Source organism: Natrinema salifodinae (assembly GCF_900110455.1).
GTDB lineage: Archaea > Halobacteriota > Halobacteria > Halobacteriales > Natrialbaceae > Natrinema > Natrinema salifodinae.
The window spans coordinates 825,716-842,700 of record NZ_FOIS01000002.1 but is presented as its reverse complement, the minus strand read 5'-3'; the positions used below and the strand labels follow the sequence as shown (position 1 = coordinate 842,700).

The following is a 16,985-nucleotide window of genomic DNA, read 5'->3' as shown; positions in this document are numbered from 1 at the left end:
TCGTCGCACTCCGCCGGAGCGATCCATCGCTCGCCGCTACATACCGCGAGTACGGTAGAAAACCTCATACACGATAACGTAGTGGGTTGTGCTAACGGGGATCAATAGCCAATGTCGAGTGATCAGCAAGATCCAGTCAAGACGATCTGTCCGTACTGCGGGGTCGGGTGCGGCATCCAGATCCAACAGGGCGAGGAACCGAGCGACGTCCGATTTATGCCGTGGGGCGACGCGCCGGTCAACGAGGGGCGCGTCTGTATCAAGGGCGGCGCGGCGACGGAGGTGATCGACCACGAGGATCGGCTCACCGACCCGCTGCTAAAGGAGGACGGCGAGTTCCGCGAGGCCACCTGGGAGGAGTGCTTCGAGTACGTCGTCGACGAACTCGAGCGCATCCGCGAGGAGTACGGCCCGGACGCGATGGGCTTTTTCGGCTCCTCGAAGACGATGAACGAGGAGAACTACCTCCTCCAGAAGCTCGCCAGGCGCTACGGCACCAACAACGTCGACAACTGCACGCGGATGTGCCACGCCTCGACGGTCTGGGCGCTGCGGACCAGCCTCGGCGCGGGCGCGATGACCAACAGCATGCGCGACCTCCGCGAGGAGGCCGACGTCTTCTGGATTCAGGGGGCGAACCCGGGCGAGCAACACCCGATCGCCAACAGCCAGTACTTCCGCCAGGCGGTGCTGGACGGCGCGACGGTCATCCAGGTCGACCCGCACGCGAACAAGACGACGCGGTCGTTCGGGATCGACGACAGCGACCGCCACATGCACCTCCAGCTGAATCCGGGGACGGACATCCCGCTGCTGAACATCGTCCTCAAGACGATCCTCGAGAAACACGAGGAAAACCCCGACGAGGGCTGGATCGACGAGGCGTTCATCGAAGAGCGCACTGAGGGGTTCGCGGACCTCGTAGAGACCCTCGAGGGCTTCGACAAGGAGGCCGCGGCCGAGGAGTGCGGCGTCCCGCTCGAGGACATCGAACTGGCCGCGGAGAAGTACGCCACGGCCGACAACGCGGCCATCTTCACCGGAATGGGGATGAGCCAGCACGCCTGCGGCGTCGACAACGTGCAAAACGAGATCAACCTGGCGCTGATCACGGGCAACCTCGGCCGGCCCGGCACCGGCGTCAACCCGCTGCGCGGCCAGAACAACGTCCAGGGGACCAGCGACGTCGGCGCGATGCCGAACGTACTCCCCGGCTACCAGCTCGTCGACGACGACGAGGCTCGCGAGTCCGTCGAGGAGGTCTGGGGCTTCGAGGTCCCCGACGAGCCGGGGCTCACGAACGTCGAGATCTCCTACGAGGCCGGCGACTCGATCAAGGGGCTGTACGTCATGGGCGAGAATCCCGTGATGAGCGAGCCCGACGCCAACAGCGTCGCCGAGCGGCTCAAGGATCTCGAGTTCGTGGTCGTCCAGGACATCTTCCCCACCGAGACCGCGGAGTACGCCGACGTGATCCTGCCGGCGACGACCTGGGCCGAGCGCGGCGGCACCGTCACCAACACCGACCGCCGCGTCCAGCGGATGCGCGGCGTCGGGAAAGTCCACGAGAACACCAAGCACGACCTCGAAATTCTGAGCGAGGTCGGGACGCGTCTCTTTGACGAGAGCGAGGACCGAGGTTCCTCGGAGAGCCGGACGGGGTCCGGCGGTGGGTTCGACTTCGACGATCCCGAAGCGGTCTTCGAGGAACTTCGCCAGGTCTGTCCTATCTACCACGGGATGACCTACGACCGCCTCGGCAAGGGGGGCCTACACTGGCCCTGCTACGAGCCCGGCGACGAGGGCGATCCGTACCTCTACGCCGAGGAGTTCGACACCGAGAGCGGGCTCGGGCACATCGAGGGCGTCGAGCACCAGCCCCCGGCGGAGACGCCGGACGAGGAGTACCCGCTGATCCTCACGACGGCGCGACTCGAGGAACACTACAACACCGGGACGATGAGCACCAGGTCGTCGACGCTCAACCGCCAGACCCCGGAGAACTTCGTCGACGTCCACCCCGCAGACGCCGACCGGTACGGCATCGAGGACGGCGAGTACGTCCGGCTCAGTTCCCGCCGCGGCGAGATCACGCTCGAGGCCCACGTCACCGAGGACACCAAGGAGGGCGTAGTCTGGACGACGCCGCACTTCGCCGCCGCCTCGGCGAACAAGCTCACGAACCACGTACTCGACGAGCGGGCGAAGATTCCCGAGTACAAGGCCGCCGCCGCGGAGATCGACGTCGACGTCGAACCGCTCGGCGAGCCGGCCGATCCCGCGGGCGACGACTGATCGCCGGCCCCGATACGGCGGCTGACGGCAGCGACCCGCCGCCGCGCCGTCCCCTTCCAATCACGTTGCTAGCTATCGTTGCTCAAAATACTCCGGACACTGGCGGAATGTGTCCCTCAGCCGCCGATTTCGTCTTCGTTTTCGTTCACGTCCTCGCCCGCGACCCTGATTCCGGATCCGGTCTCGGTGGATTCGGACTCGTCCCCGGTTCCGACGACCACCGGTTCCCGAATCTCCAGCGCCGTCTCGAACTCGTCCTCGCGGTCCGTCCGCCGGCCGATCCGCAGTAACTGTTCCTCGTGGGCGCGGCGGATCGCCGACAGCTCGCGGTCGGATACGCCTAACTCCGCACCGATCTCGTCCCAGTGGCCCCACTCGACGAGGAAGATCTTGAGGTCGTCGTCCGCGTACAGCCGCTCGTACTCCCGGCGATAGCGCTCGCACTCCGATTCCAGTACCAGCTGGGCACGCTCGACCAGGTCGGGCAGCCTGGTCGGCGACACGCTCGCCTTGGCGGCCGTCAGCACGAGCACCTGGCCATCGATCGGCTCGCCTGCCATCTCAGCCACCTGCACGCATCGCCTTCTGGGCGAACTGCTCGACGAGCGGCTCGAGGGTGTCTTCCTCGCCCTCGAAAACGACCGTTACCTCGGTCAGTTGCATCGTGGGGCCGATGTCGACCTTTTCGGAGGAGAGCGTCGCGGTCCAGCCGTCGCCCTCGACGGTGTTCTCGCCGACGCGATCGCCGCCGAGCTTCGTCAGATACCGGATCGCAAGTCGCTCGGAAATGCCGCGAAAGGAACGCTCTAGACGAGTCGTCATACCTTCGCGTTCGACCGCCGGACGGATAAATTCGCGTTCGTCGGTAACGGTGAGAGCGGCGGCGCGAGTCGGCCCTCAGACGACCGTCCGGAACAGGACCACGGCCCCGACCCCGGCACACAGCGACGCCAGGATGCTCTCCGTGCGCCACATGACGACCAGCACGACGCCGGCCGCGGCCCACTCCGCCGGGCCGCCCTCCGCGAGCTCCGGCCCGAGGATCGCGATCACGATCGCGCCCGGAAGGACCGAGAGCCCGGCCTCGAGGCGCTCGCTGACGTCGATCCGGCGCAGAAGCCAGAGGCCGCCGACCTTCGTGAGCGCCGTCACGACCGTCATCGCGACAATGACGCCGACCACGAGTGGATCGAGCGCGAGGACCCCCTCACCGACCATGGCGGATCACCTCGACGACGGCGGCCGCGACCCCGCCGAGCAGGATGTACCACCGGCCGGGGAGATACGCCGCCGTCACGAGCGCCGTCGCGAGCGCGACGAGCCAGGGAACGAGCGTCGGCTTTCCCTCCCAGAGTTCGGCCGCGAGCGCGACGAACACCGCCGCGAGGACGAAGTCGAAGCCGTACTGCTCCGGATCGCCGATCACGCCGCCGGCGGCCGCTCCGAGCACCGTCGAGCCGACCCAGAAGAGCCAGATCGCGATCCCGGTGCCCAGAAGGAACGCGCCCCGACCGCTGCCGGATTTGAGTTCCCGCATCGTCAACGCCCAGTTCTCGTCGGCCATCAGCAGGAGACTCCCGTAGCTCCGCAGCGGCGAGAGCCGCGCGAGCCACGGCCCCAGCGCGGCGCCCATCAGCGAGTAGCGCAGGTTGATCGCCAGCGTCGTGAGGACGATCGTCGCGACCGGGAGCGGCTCCGTCCAGAGCTCGACGGCGACGATCTGGGCCGCGCCGGCGATGACGGTCGCGCTCATCAGCGCCGCCTCCGCGACGCTCAGCCCGGCTCGACGGGCGAGCATCCCGAAGGCGATCCCGTACCCCCCGACGCCCAGCGCGACCGGGAGACAGGTCAGGAAGCCGGCCCGGATGCCCTCCCGCTCGAACGTCACCGTCTCGGGCTCCGCGTCCGTCGGCGTCGGCTCGTCGCCTGATATCGCGTCCGTCGGCCGATCGGTCCGGTCGGGGTCGGGTGGATTGCCGTCAGTACCTGCCACGTTCGTTCCCAATCGAACGACGCGTAAATCGCTCTCGAATCGTCCGCGGCCGTCGCGGTCGTCGGTCGATCACGGCGGCGGTCCGATTACCGACCAACAGGAGTCGCGCCCGCGATACCGTCGACGGCCGTCTCTCGCTTTTATCGGACGGTATCACCCCCTCCCCCCTGTCCTGTGAGTCCGTCACCGGGTCCGACTCAGCCGCCGGCGACCGGCGGGAACACCGATACCACGTCGCCGTCGTCCAGCGTCGTCTCGGCGCCGTCCATATGCATCACGTTGCGGCCGTTTTTCAGCACGCTCAGTTGCGGCCGGATCGTTCCGTCCGCGAGCAATCGCTCGTCGAGTCCGTCGTAGTCGTTCTCGAGATCGGCGAGGACGTCGCCGACGGTGGCCCTGTCCGCGACCGTCCGCGTGCGCTCCTTCTGGCCGACGGCGTCCCGATAGGTGGCGAAGAATCGGAGATCGATCTCCATACGCTAGCCTCGTGAGCGGATGACATAAGTCCGGGCGGTCGATTCGGCAGCGCGTCCGCCGTGTCGGGCCGTCAACGTCGAGGCGCGTCCGAAACGAGTCGACTCAGGCCGCCGACGCCGCCGGCGACGACGTATACGTGACGGACTCGACGCCGGCGTTCGCGAGCGCGTCGTCGATCGCGTCCGCGCCGATCTCGGTCGCCTGGTCGGCGTCGGCGGCGTCGACGGTGACCGTTACCGTAAACGAAACGGCGATCGTGTACGGATCAAACGGCGCAGTCGGGTGTTCGTACACGTCCGCGTCAGTGATTTCCCAGGCCGTAACCGTTTCCGCCGCCGCGAGGGTTTCGAGGCTGTCGGCGAGGTCCGACGTCGCTTCCTCGCAGGCGGTCGTATCGGACCCCCCGTGGAGGGTTACGAGTGTCGTCCCGTCGCGGGACACAGCGAACTCCATATTTGTGTTACTCAGTCCCACTAGTTGAACGCTTGGGGTACGGTCGGTATCGGTCAGCACAATTGCTGCCACTAGTACGCGTCGCTCCGGTGCCCTGTTTCGGCGGTCGCTGGATTGGCAGCTCTACCGCAGTCTCCAAACCGGAGAAGGCCGTCAGTTTCTCCCTTGGCAGCGGCACTCGACGGCGTTTCGAGTTCCAGAATTTCGTCACAATCGGACCTCGTGCCGATGGAGTGCAGCGATGAGCCGCGGTGTCGAATTGACGAGAACCGCGACCGCGGGTCGCTGCCGTCGTCGTTCTACTGCTCCCGGCGGAACCAGTACGCTCCGCCGCCGACCACCGCGGCGACGACTGCGGCGAGTCCAGCCCAGACCAGGCTGCCATCGACGAGATCGTCGTCGCTCGCTTGTCTGGTGTCGTCTGTGACGGTGAGCGTCGCCGTTGTCGTGTCGGTTTCACCAGCGTCGTTCGTGACTGTGAGCCAGACCGTGTACTCTCCCGGTTCGTCGATCGTTGCTGTGATCGTTTCTCCTTCGAACGTCGTGTTACCGACCATCCACTCGAAGGATTCGAGGGCCAGGTTGCTATCGATCGATCGACTGCCGGAGAGTTCGATCTCGTCTCCGGCGGTAATCGTCCCGGACTCGAGTTCAACGGCTGCCGTCGGCTGGCCGACGTCGCTCACGACGAAACGGCCGACTTTCGGCGTGTCAGCCTCGAGAAGGACTGCAGCGCCGTCCTCGGTGCCGTCTTTGACGACCGCTGTCTCGAGTTGCGTCCAGCCGTCGTCGGTCGCAACCATGATCCGGAGATTGTCGGGACGCTTGTCCGTACGTTGCGCGGGATCGACCGCGATCCGGATCGTCGCGGACTCGTCCGTCGCTTCGTCGGAGATGCTTACCTGGCTGACGCTGAGCGTCTCGCCTGGTGCGGGTCCGTTCGCGGACGGTTCCGTGTCGAAGTCGCGAACCGTGACGGACCACGTGGGATCGGGGTCGTCGAACTCGAGCGACTTGACGGCCGTCTGCCTGAAGGCGACTGGTTCGGTCGTCGTGACGATTCCCGACTCAGACTCGAGGACGGTGACGTCGCTCGGCGCGGAGCCGACCGTGTTGGTGGATGAACTCGAATCCGTGCTCGAACCCGGGCCCAGTGGTGGGAGTTGTAGCCCGCCGCCGGGACCTGAGTCATTCGAACTGGAATCGGATTCGAGCGACCCATTCACTTCATCGATGGGTGAACCGACAGAAAAATTGATGCTTCTGTTATTGAACTCAATCGTCGGCTCATCACTACTGAGGGATGTGATCGCTGTACTCGTTCCAACGATGAGCCCTGACACAACCACCACTCCGAATAGCGCAAATACGGCGAGGTGACGTGTCTTTGATCCCATTGTGAGGGTATGCAAACAGGTTTCAGTATGTCGTGACAGTCTTACTGGAGTGGTTAGTGATGCTGTCTATCCCAACATGTTGAAATTGGCTGTTCGTCCCCCTCCCGCATCGGTATTCTACCGGATAAAACGGTTAAATTCCGATTCGCGCTCGTAACCGCATCTACGATAGTAATCGCAGCACTGCGATTACGTTATGTGCTCGTGCTATTGTTGTCAACATCAGAGTCAGCACTTAGGTTCGAATCACCACTAACCGTGATCTCAGAACCCGGCTCTACAAGCACACTGATCGTACCATCAGTAATACTGCTAAGACTATTGCTAATATAGTTGTCTTCAGACCCATCGACGCTCACAACGATAGACACGTCTACTGTAGTTGGGTCAGTGAAGCCGTTCTCCTCTTCCGTCTCTGGGAAATGCGCGCTCGTAATTTCTGTCCCGTCCTCGTCATCCGTTGCACCGATAATATTTAGGACGCCAATATTAGCGTTGGTTTCGGCTCCGAGGATCTCGCCAGATGAACCGTCTAGATCTACTGTATTACCGCTCGTTAATGTTGAGGTGATCGTTTCCCCAGTCGAGTCAGATCGCTCTGGAGAAGTAACGGTAACGCTGACTTCGACGTTTGCCGTGCTGATAGTGCTGTCAAAATTTTCCCACGAGATATCAAACGTTGGCTCGATGTCAACAGCACTAATATCTCCATTTTCGTCAGCTTGAATGCTGACTTCTTGACCACTATCACCTAACGTGGTATCAGCCGCTAACGCGGGCTGTGAGCCGTAGACTACCGCACCGGCACCGACTGCACCGACCGTTGCGGTGACGGCACCTGATCTGAGTACTGTCCGACGTGTCAGAAATTTGTTGTTCTCTGTCATGTGTTGTATTTCAACCACTTGGTAGGGTTGATACCCAGTAATTTGTATCAGGTATGATAAGCCTTTCGTTCAAGAATATCGTATTCACTAATGTATTATTGTTTTAATATGTTGGTTGGAGTTTTCTTTATTGAAGAATGTTTCTAAATGGAACAGGTAATATTGAACGGTACTAAATTCGTTCCCTCCCTGGCAACAGACCCGTTAGTTCAGGGCCGCCCCAACTCGACTTTCGCTTCCGCCGCGAACAATACTCTACTTTGGTCGATCGATAGAAACGATCCCGATCGGGACAATAACCCCTGCGAAGAGTGCAACCAGTGCGAAGAACCCGAGGGACGTGATTCCATCAACGATCGCATCGAGTGCGAACAACACTGGCACACCCCACTGGACTCCGATTGCGAGCGAACGCAGCGATCCTGGCGATTTAGCCGCCGATCCCTGCGCGAGGATCTGGCCGTAAACGATTACGACGATCGACCCGACGAGTAACGATTGTTGGGCCGTCACGACAAATTCCGGGGGAATACCCTGCCCGCCGAAGAAGATGGGATCCTGAATCAGTTGTCGATACAGTTCTAGCGCAAACCACGCCCCGAAGCCCAACAGCCCCGAGACACGCATCAAATATCCGTTCATTACACGAGACCAGTTAACTCCGGCAAGATAAATCATCCTGTTTCACCTCTTCGTTTCCGGTATAATACACAACCACTGACACATCTTCTGTCGGTGAGACCTCATATCGTCCACTGCCGGAATTAGCCGTGTGATTTGCCGAGATTCGTCTGATATACCGGTACACCGCAATCTGTACGGCAGTACGCAATCTGTATGCTAGTCCGGCTTCTCTGAATATTGTGATATATGATATCATCATTGAAAGAGACAAATCTTCTCGGTATCTTTTTACCGATGTCAATCTTCCTCCCTGTCACTATGACTGCTCTATCCGACCGTCTCCCCGACCGAATTCGACGGTCGTACTCGCGAAAAATGCTCGTCCTTTTTGCAGTGATACTACTATTTATTACTACTATCGGCGGCGTGATTTACTTCCAGACTGGCAGTGCTCTCGAGACGGAAACGGAGAACGAACTCGAGCAATCGACGCAGTTGCAATCGAACACGTTGGCCGAGCGAATCGACCGCTACAAACACCACGTTCGGACGCTGGCGGCGTCGAACGTGATCAACAGCGGGACGGACGACGAGATCCAGGTAACGCTGTTAAACGAAGTTTCCTCGGCCCCGGATAGCGTCGTTGCAGCACACTACGTCGAGACGGACGACTACGAAATTCTCAGCAGTAGCGACGAAAATGCAACGGGAGTTAGCTTTCGCGATCACAGTGTCGATTGGGCCGAGGATGATATCCTTCGTGACAACCAATCTAATATCCATCTAACAGATCCGTATCACGATCCGGTGACCGACGAGTCATCTCTCGCCATTATAAGCGCCGTTCCCGAGGATCCGGATCGCGGCGTTATCTTCGTTATCGACCTAGATGACCACGCGGCCGAACTGGCAACTCCTTCTCTGGAGGATGCGGTGTTCACGCAGGTCGTCAACGCCGATGGAGACGTCGTGCTACGCTACGATACCAAGGCGTCCGACGAACAGTTCACGATGAGTGCGCCGGACGATGACCGATCGACGGCCGTGGAGCGCGGTCTCGCGGGTGAGACAGGGTATCTCGAAACGACTGTGGATGGAACGGAGATGGCACTGGGGTATGCGCCGGTCGAGGGCACTGATTGGGTGATCATGGCCCATACCCCCAAGGAAGCCGCCTACGCGCTTCACCGAGACGTTACTCGATCGGTGATCGCGCTAATTCTTGTCTCGCTGTTCGGGTTAGGGACGATCGGAGTTGTTGTCGGTCGAAACACGTCTCGGGCATTAACTCAACTTTCGGAGAAGGCCCGCGAGGTAGAGAGAGGTAATTTAGAGACGACGCTCGCTTCGAACCGAGACGACGAGATCGGAGATCTCTACACTGCCTTCAGTAATATGCGGGATTCGCTTCAAGAGACGATCACGGAGGCCGAAACCGCGAAACGGCAAGCCGAGGAGCGACAGCAAACACTCGAAACGCTGGTCCAACAACTCGAACAGGAAGCAAGCGAGGTGATGGAGCAGGCCGCTGACGGCGACCTTACACAGCGGATGGACGTCGATGAGGGGAACGAGGCGATAAAACGGGTCGAGCAGGAGTACAACACGATGATCGAAGATATCGAGACGACGATAGAAGAGCCGAAACGCTTCGCCGCTGATGTGGCGGCTCACAGTGAGCAAGTCACCGCGAATGTTGAAGAGGTGCAAGCCGCGAGCGAGCAGGTGACAGCGTCTATGGAGGATATTTCGTCTCATATCGAACGACAGCACGTCATGTTCCAATCGGCGGCCTCCGAGATGGAAGAGATCGCACGCATGATCGACGATATTGCCTCACTTTCTGAAACGGTCAGCCAGTCGGCGTCACGAACCGCTCAGGCCGGTGATGCCGGCCGGTCCACTGCCCAGGATGCAAAGGAGGCGATGTCACGGATCGATTCCGAGTCTCGGAACACGCTTCAGGAAATCGAAAAGCTCCAACACCAAATGGAGCAAATCGAGAAAATGGCGGACGTTATTACAGAGCACGCAGAACAGACGGATCTCCTTGCACTCAATGCGAATATCGAAGCATCGCGACAGGAAGACGAAACGACCGAATTCGGCACTGTTGCCGACGAAGTAAAAGAACTGGCCAGGGCAACAAAAGCGACCGCAGAAGAGATCGACACCACCGTCACCTCTCTCCAAAAGCAACTCAACCGCACGACGGCGGAGGTTCAAATGACGCAGGAAGAAATCGACGAGAGTAAAAAAGTTATCGGGGACACCGTGTCTGCGCTCGAAAATATTGCCGACTACACTGAATCTACATCGAACGGTGTCCAGCAGATCGCGTCACTCACTCAACAGCAATCCGAGTCAACCCAGGACGTGAGCCGGTTGATCACCAATGCAACGGAGCTAAGCGACCGAGTTACTGCAGAAACTGAAACAGTTTCAGGGGCCATACAGGAACAGACCGGGTCGCTCCAAGAAGTTACGGTAAGCGCAAATCAACTCGCTGGCGAGGCGCAGTCGCTTCATACCACCCTCGATCAATTCAAGACCTCGTCACAATCAGACGCAGACCAGGCGCACGAGTTTCAATTTTCCCACGAGTTCGGTGAGTAGGAGTTCGGTGACACCGATCACGAAACGCAGTTCACGGCTTGATCTAGAAGCAGATCTCTGGTCCGCGAACGGGAATCTTCGGATCACGTCCTGAACGATGAAACCGCGATTCGGATCACCGATCATCGGTAGCGACCGGCCTTACAGAATCTTTCCTGGAACCAGCCGAGAAACACGACGTCGCTGACGCCGTATTTCTCCTCGGAAAATGACGGTCCCCCCGCTCCTACGCTGCGTTAACCGCGTGAGGCCACTAACCGCAAAATCGGAATCCGAAACCGTCGCCGTTCGGCACACCGTTACGAACTAATTACGACCGTGATCTCGGGCCGTGAACGATCGACTCGCTTCTCCTGTCACTTTACTACTGCTTGTCCTCACTCGACCCAGAAGGGTATCCCGTGTGCTGACAGCAAGGATCGCATTCGTTCGACGCCGCTCTCAGTGTCCCACCCTTCGCGCGTATAGTGTTTGTAGGGATGGCGGAGCCAGGAGTACTCGCGGTGAGCGAACAGCTCGACGGTTCCCTCACCCCTCCGAAAGAGGGTGACGTGCAGCTGCCAGGTCGCCAATGCCGACGGTCGGCGAACCCAACTCCCGGCCGAGAGCCGACCGTCGTCGTGGACTTTCAGGGATGCGATCGGCTCCGGTTCGAACGCCAGGTCCGCGAGCGCGTCTCGGACCGCGCCCAGATCGCGCTTGACGGTCCCGACGTATTCCTTGGGGTGTTGCCTGCAGATGGCGTAGCCGCCGAGCGGTTCCTTGATTCGGTGAAGCGCCGGAAGGATGCGGCGGCGAACGTGGGTCGTCAGGTCGATCGCGTCGGTGCCGTCCGTCGTCGTCCCATTGGTCGCCACAGGTAATCCTCTCCGGCACGACTACAAAATCATTACTGTTATATTTATTTCAATTATGTGGATTGGATGGGAAATCGATGTATAATTGCTCCTAAATAGAATATAGTGCTATTTAGCATTATGTTCCAATATGATACGTTTGCTAGTTGCCGACTGGTGTCGGTCCCGGCCTCTACAGGTCCTGCAGTCGAATCCCGTCCTGTACTAACCGCGCGTTTCGCTCCCGTTCGAGGTGGTCTGTGAGATCGTCGTGGTCGTACAACTGCGCGATGACGTCGGCGTACAGGGTCCGCCAGGCGATCGCGTAGATCGGGGACTGCCCCCACGCACGCAGTTCGGGCACCAGTTCGTCGTAGGTTTCGTAGCGTTCCTCGAAGCGATCGATCGCCTCCAGGACGCGACCGGCCGCCTCGCGGTCGTCGTCGGCGTCCTCTATCGCGCGATTGAGCCGCTGTTCCCAGTCGGCGACGGTTTGCTGCATGTCCGCCGCAGCGGTCTCGTCGTCGGCGGGCAGTCGATCGAGGATCGGTTCCGGAACGCCGAGTGAGACGGTCGTCATGATTCGAGATATGCCAGTCACTCTCAAGAAAGTACGGTTCGGCGAATTTCGTGCAGTGATTCCACTTTCGGGACCGATCGAGAATGCGGTCCGTGAACTGGAGACTGCGGGTCGATCCTCTCAGGAATTGGCTCCATCTGGCGAGGAGCCGCCACCTCCCGCGTACCACCGCCCAGCGCCGTCGCGGCGTCGGTCGGTTCGCGGCGGACGGTGATCGTTCGACCGGCCGCCGGCCTCACGGCCAGATCGCCAGCATGATTTCGTCGACGAACTCGCCGTCGAGGCAGTAGTGGCCCTCGTGTTCGCCCTCGCGCTGCCAGCCGTTCTCTTCGAGGAACTCGATCGCGGGCTGATTGGTCGCGGGGACGTTCTGGTAGAGTTTCTGGTAGCCCGCGTCGCTCGCCCACTCGAGGCCGTACTCGAGCAACGACGAGCCGATCCCCTGGCGACGGCTGGCGGGATCGACGCCGACGGTGATCTCCGCGGTGTGGCGCAGCGATGGGAGCGTCGGCGCGTCGACGTGGAGCCAGCCGACGACCTCGCCGTTCCCCGTCGTCGGTTCGTCGTTCGCCTCGGTCGTCTCGGACGCGTTGCTCTCGCCGGTTTCCTCGTGGGTGGGTTCTTCTCGGCGGACAGCGACGAAGAAGATCCGCGAACGCTCCTCGTTGGCCCGGACGAGCGCCGGTTCGCGCTCGAGTTCCGTCGCGACGTTTTCGGCGACGACGTACGTTTCCTCCTCGGCGACCGTCCGCATCGTCTCGACGACGCCGTCCCGATCCTCCTCACGGGCTGGCCGGATCGTGACCGTGCAGCCCTCGCACTCGAGATCGGTCGTCGTCGCTTCGAGCGCGACTCGCAGCTTGCCGTCGACTTCGGTCAGATACCCCTCCGCCTGCAGCGCCTCGATACACGAGCGGAGTTCGTCCGGTTCGGGCGCGACGGTCTCGGTGTAGGTGCCCGACCTAGCGGGTTTGGAGTGGGGACGGCCGCCGTCGAGTTCGATCGACCGCGCCAGCTCGGCCGGCGTCGCGGCGCCGTTACGCTCCACGTACTCGTAGACGCGCCGCTGGACGTCGTCCTCGAACGAGCCGGACGGATACATGCTCATACGGACGCACCCACCGACCGCCGCCATTAGTATGCGACCCGTATCGAGCGCCGCCGGGAACTTACCGTGGCGAAGCGACCGATTAGGGGCGACGGCGAACCGTTTCGAACCCCGCTCGGCGTCGCGACGTCCGGCCAATTCCCTGTTAGCGATCGTCGCTCCGATCGAAGAACGGGGAGGTCGACTCGCAGAAATTCATATCGCACCATCTGATTTATGGCGGGGACAGAACTGATCGGCACCGTCTCTCGGGCCGCTTTGGGAACGACGCCGTAACCGCACGGCACCGTCCGGATCTATCACGCACAGCCAGGCGCCCACTCGGAAGTTGGTCGGGAGCCACCGCTGGCGCGGCTATCGGGTGTTCGTCCCAAGTCGATCGGACTTGCGAAATCGCGCTATCCGCTACTGCGGCAGAACTGAGAATGATCCGGCCAACGATGAGCAGCGGAATGTGTTTCCGAACCGACTCGAGGGCCGTCGTATTCCGCCGTGCCGCTGTACTCCGCCGCGTCGACCAAGTCGCGCGTCGCGCACGCGAGTCGAAAAGTCGCCGTCGACGGACGACCCGCGCATTCGACTGCCGAGGTGCAAGCCGGTGTCGGCATTGTACACCCATGGTGAGGATTCCGAGACGTGCCGTTCGGGAGCGGGAGTTCGAGTGGTCGACCGAAATTCGCTCCCGTTCACACTGAATCCCGTCCTAAGGGGCGCCGTCGGAGCCACGATCCTCTCGCATCGGCCGTCGATCGAGCGCGTGAATCCATCGCTGGTCCGGCCGCGAACGACGAGTCGATCGACCCGCTCGCGGTCCAGTTCGTGGCAGTTGCGGTCCGGCCGTCGATGGTCTCGTCGCGATTCGTTCGAGGTACGTTTGAGTTCGCGGCAGTGGCATTCATTCACCGCGCAAACCGACGACCGCCTGCCGTTTCCACTGGTGGCCGAGTACGACAGCACGGTTCCGAGAGCGACGGCCGTATCAGCAGCGAGTCCAGGGAACACCGTGTCCGGTCTCCGAATCTCCGATTTCGGGACGAGATCGACGGTGATCGATCGCCGGGGTCGGTACACGGGACGCACCGCATCGCCAGCAACCACGTTCCGCTTCCCGGGTTTCCGCGCTCGCCTGGCCAGTCGAGTCTCGAGTTCGTGCGCGGCGCTGCTCGTGTTTCGGGCAGGAATCGTCTCTCCCGACAGCAGCGATAATGAACCAAAAAGCGCTATACCGAATTCGTCGGATCGTTTCGGAAGTTTCGGAACCCACCCGCCGTCGTTTAAGGCGATCGCGGACGAATCGGTCCGGTGTGATCGTCGACGCCCGCGTCCTGCGCGAGGATTTCGTCCCCGGCGAGGTGGTCCACCGCCACGACGAGGTGAACCTCCTCTCGGAGGCTCTCGAGCCGCTGCTGTACGACGGGCGGCCGGATCCCGCCTTCCTGTTCGGCCCGACCGGCGTCGGCAAGACCTGTATCGCCCGCTACGCGCTGGCCCAACTGCGCGACCAGGCGCCGGCGGTTCGGGTCGCGTACGTCAACTGCTGGCAGGAGTACACGCGCTTTCGGGTCCTCTATAGCGTCCTCGACGCGATCGATCGGGCGGTCGACGTCCACCGCTCGACGCCGAAGGACGAACTGTTCGAGCGGCTCGCCCGCGCGGACGAGGGACCGATCGTCGCCATTCTGGACGAGGTCGACCAACTGGAGGAGACGGGCGCGCTGTACGACCTCCATCGGCTGCCCCACGTCTCGCCCGTCCTGATCGCCAACCGTGAGGAGGAACTGTTCGCGAGCTTCGACGACCGCGTGCGCTCGCGGCTCCACGCCGGCACCCGCGTTCGGTTCGACCGCTACGGCACCGACGAACTTGCGGCCATCCTCGCCGAGCGGGCCGACCAGGCGCTCGAACCGGGCGCGGTGAGCGACGCGCAGTTGCGGACGATCGCCGACGCGGCGTCGGGGGACGCCCGCGTGGGGATCGGCATCCTCCGGTCGGCCGCTCGCCGGGCGGAGCGCGAGGGCCTGGCGTCAATCACCGACGCGGCGCTCGAGGCGGCGATCCCGGACGCGCGAACGGCGATCCGCCGGAAGACCGTCGAGGGGCTGATCGAGCACCAGCGGGTGCTGTACGACGTGATCGCTGAGGAAGGCGAGATCGAACCCGGCGAACTCTACGAAGAATACGAACGGCGGGTCGAGGAGCCGAAGACGAACCGCACGCTGCGCAACTACCTGACGAAGATGGTCCACTACGACCTGATCGAGGCCGTCGGCGAGCGCCGGGGCCGGACCTACCGCCTGGTCGACGCGGACGACGCCGACGACGCGGACGGCAGTCACTGAGCCGGGCCGTCCGAACCCGTCGCGGCGGAGCGTACCGGTCGAAGGGGCCACTTACGAGGGTTGCGCTCGTACAAGTCGTATGGACCGCGCTCCGGACCTTCCGGACGACACTCGCATCGGTCGGACAGCGCTTCGCGTCGCCGACCGCGCACGGCTGACCGAGTTCTACCGCGACGTCGTCGGGCTTCGCGTGGTCTCGCGCGACGAGACCGAGGTTGTGCTCGGCGTCGACGAAACGCCGCTGCTCGTTCTGCTCGACGAGCCGACCGCCGAGCCCCGGGACGAACGGGCGGCGGGGCTCTACCACGCCGCGTTTCGAGTTCCCTCGCGCGAGGCGTTAGGGGCCGCGCTCGGCCGGATTCGCGACCGATGGACGCTCGACGGGGCCTCCGACCACGGGATCAGCGAGGCGCTGTACTGTACCGACCCCGAGGGCAACGGCGTCGAGATCTATCGCGACAAGCCGCGGGACGTCTGGCCGCGGGCCGACGACGGCTCGATCCGGGCGACCGGCGGGCCGCTAGATCTCGACGATCTCACGACCGCAACCGCGGCCGCCGACGGAGATTCCGCGGCGAGCGAGGATGGAACGGTACCCGCGGGAACGACCGTCGGACACGTCCACCTCGAGGTGACCTCGCTCGAGACGGCCCGCGAGTGCTACGCGGACGCGCTCGGGTTCGACGTCACGATGTCGTACGCGCCCGGTGCGCGCTTCTTCGCGGCCGGCGACTACCACCACCATGTCGGAACGAACGTCTGGAACCGGCGCTCGGAGCCGGCCGACGACCGGGCCCGGGGCCTGGCCTGGTTCGAACTGCTCGTGCCAGACGCCCGGGCGATCGATGGGATCCGGGAGCGCCTGGCCGACCGGGACGGCGGCGCAACGGTCGACGAGCGCACCGACGGCGGCGGCATCGAGGTGACGGATCCGGACGGGATCGAGATTCGAATCCGGCCGATGGGGTGACGAGTCGCCGCTCGAGCACGCCCGTCGGCCCGACGAGAGGGATCGATTCGAGGGACCGTTCAACGCTAAGTTTACACCGGTCGCTGATGTTGTGGAGTACAATATGGCTGCCCCGATTCGCCGGGCGAGCGCTGCGCGCGGCACAGGTCTCGAGCGACCGCCGCAGCGCTCGGCCGCCTGGTCCTCGCGCGACGTCGAGTCGCCGTCCCGCGTCGACGGCGATCCGAGTCAGCGCCGCCAGCTGGTCCACAACGTGATCGACGACGCGAGTCCCTATTCCGGCGACGGAACCCCACGTATATCCGTGTTCACAGCCAATACGGAACCAACGTGGATTATCTCAGTGTACGATCGGGGGAATTGGAATCGACCCGGCCGACGGAGACCGGATCTTTCAGGTCTTCGATCGG

General features: G+C 62.4%; 16 protein-coding genes. 4 read left to right on the top strand and 12 right to left on the bottom strand.

Annotation, left to right across the window (positions count from 1 at the left end; all coding sequences use genetic code 11):
* Positions 1 to 111 precede the first annotated feature (111 nt).
* On the top strand, positions 112 to 2,295 hold the full coding sequence (gene fdhF, locus BMY29_RS09515; protein ID WP_049990177.1) for a formate dehydrogenase subunit alpha: 2,184 nt from the start codon (positions 112 to 114) through the stop codon (positions 2,293 to 2,295).
* A gap of 116 nt (positions 2,296 to 2,411) precedes the next feature.
* On the opposite strand, the gene BMY29_RS09510 is transcribed toward fdhF, so the two are convergent.
* The 9 genes from BMY29_RS09510 to BMY29_RS09475 form a co-directional block, all read right to left on the bottom strand.
* On the bottom strand, positions 2,412 to 2,855 hold the full coding sequence (locus tag BMY29_RS09510) for a DUF8048 family protein (protein ID WP_049990178.1): 444 nt from the start codon (positions 2,853 to 2,855) through the stop codon (positions 2,412 to 2,414).
* Between the two features lies 1 nt (position 2,856).
* Positions 2,857 to 3,117, bottom strand: a complete 261-nt coding sequence (locus BMY29_RS09505; RefSeq protein ID WP_049990179.1) for a MoaD-like domain-containing protein — start codon at positions 3,115 to 3,117, stop codon at positions 2,857 to 2,859.
* Between the two features lie 75 nt (positions 3,118 to 3,192).
* On the bottom strand, positions 3,193 to 3,513 hold the full coding sequence (locus BMY29_RS09500; protein ID WP_049990180.1) for an AzlD family protein: 321 nt from the start codon (positions 3,511 to 3,513) through the stop codon (positions 3,193 to 3,195).
* The gene (locus BMY29_RS09495) at positions 3,503 to 4,228 is read right to left on the bottom strand and encodes an AzlC family ABC transporter permease (RefSeq protein ID WP_241471279.1); all 726 of its coding nucleotides are present in this window, start codon (positions 4,226 to 4,228) and stop codon (positions 3,503 to 3,505) included. Before BMY29_RS09495 ends, BMY29_RS09500 begins: the two co-directional genes overlap by 11 nt.
* A gap of 257 nt (positions 4,229 to 4,485) precedes the next feature.
* Complete coding sequence (locus BMY29_RS09490) at positions 4,486 to 4,764, bottom strand: ubiquitin-like small modifier protein 1 (protein ID WP_049990182.1); 279 nt, start codon at positions 4,762 to 4,764, stop codon at positions 4,486 to 4,488.
* 103 nt (positions 4,765 to 4,867) lie between these two features.
* Positions 4,868 to 5,218 carry a hypothetical protein gene (locus BMY29_RS09485; RefSeq protein WP_049990183.1) on the bottom strand — a complete coding sequence of 117 codons (351 nt, stop codon included), beginning with the start codon at positions 5,216 to 5,218 and terminating at the stop codon, positions 4,868 to 4,870.
* Positions 5,219 to 5,517: 299 nt separating this feature from the next.
* Entirely contained in the window at positions 5,518 to 6,444 is a 927-nt protein-coding gene (locus BMY29_RS09480; protein WP_049990184.1) for a PKD domain-containing protein, read from the bottom strand.
* Between the two features lie 365 nt (positions 6,445 to 6,809).
* On the bottom strand, positions 6,810 to 7,502 hold the full coding sequence (locus tag BMY29_RS20600; RefSeq protein WP_143067680.1) for a hypothetical protein: 693 nt from the start codon (positions 7,500 to 7,502) through the stop codon (positions 6,810 to 6,812).
* A 255-nt stretch (positions 7,503 to 7,757) separates the two neighbouring features.
* Entirely contained in the window at positions 7,758 to 8,144 is a 387-nt protein-coding gene (locus tag BMY29_RS09475) for a hypothetical protein (RefSeq protein ID WP_143067679.1), read from the bottom strand.
* A gap of 300 nt (positions 8,145 to 8,444) precedes the next feature.
* Here BMY29_RS09475 and BMY29_RS09470 point away from each other — a divergent pair, with 300 nt between their 5' ends.
* The gene (locus BMY29_RS09470; RefSeq protein WP_160290098.1) at positions 8,445 to 10,742 is read left to right on the top strand and encodes a methyl-accepting chemotaxis protein; all 2,298 of its coding nucleotides are present in this window, start codon (positions 8,445 to 8,447) and stop codon (positions 10,740 to 10,742) included.
* Positions 10,743 to 11,119: 377 nt separating this feature from the next.
* On the opposite strand, the gene BMY29_RS09465 is transcribed toward BMY29_RS09470, so the two are convergent.
* The 3 genes from BMY29_RS09465 to BMY29_RS09455 all read right to left on the bottom strand — a co-directional run bounded on the left by BMY29_RS09465 (position 11,120) and on the right by BMY29_RS09455 (position 13,266).
* Positions 11,120 to 11,599: a hypothetical protein gene (locus BMY29_RS09465; protein ID WP_049990187.1), complete on the bottom strand. Its 480-nt coding sequence runs from the start codon at positions 11,597 to 11,599 to the stop codon at positions 11,120 to 11,122.
* Positions 11,600 to 11,771: 172 nt separating this feature from the next.
* The gene (locus BMY29_RS09460; RefSeq protein ID WP_049990188.1) at positions 11,772 to 12,158 is read right to left on the bottom strand and encodes a DUF7971 family protein; all 387 of its coding nucleotides are present in this window, start codon (positions 12,156 to 12,158) and stop codon (positions 11,772 to 11,774) included.
* Positions 12,159 to 12,393: 235 nt separating this feature from the next.
* Complete coding sequence (locus tag BMY29_RS09455; RefSeq protein WP_049990189.1) at positions 12,394 to 13,266, bottom strand: GNAT family N-acetyltransferase; 873 nt, start codon at positions 13,264 to 13,266, stop codon at positions 12,394 to 12,396.
* Between the two features lie 1,304 nt (positions 13,267 to 14,570).
* Between BMY29_RS09455 and BMY29_RS09450 the strand changes: the two genes are divergently transcribed.
* Together BMY29_RS09450 and BMY29_RS09445 are read left to right on the top strand one after the other, a co-directional pair.
* Positions 14,571 to 15,605: a Cdc6/Cdc18 family protein gene (locus BMY29_RS09450; protein ID WP_049990190.1), complete on the top strand. Its 1,035-nt coding sequence runs from the start codon at positions 14,571 to 14,573 to the stop codon at positions 15,603 to 15,605.
* Positions 15,606 to 15,684: 79 nt separating this feature from the next.
* Positions 15,685 to 16,575, top strand: a complete 891-nt coding sequence (locus tag BMY29_RS09445) for a VOC family protein (protein WP_049990191.1) — start codon at positions 15,685 to 15,687, stop codon at positions 16,573 to 16,575.
* Positions 16,576 to 16,985: the final 410 nt, after the last annotated feature.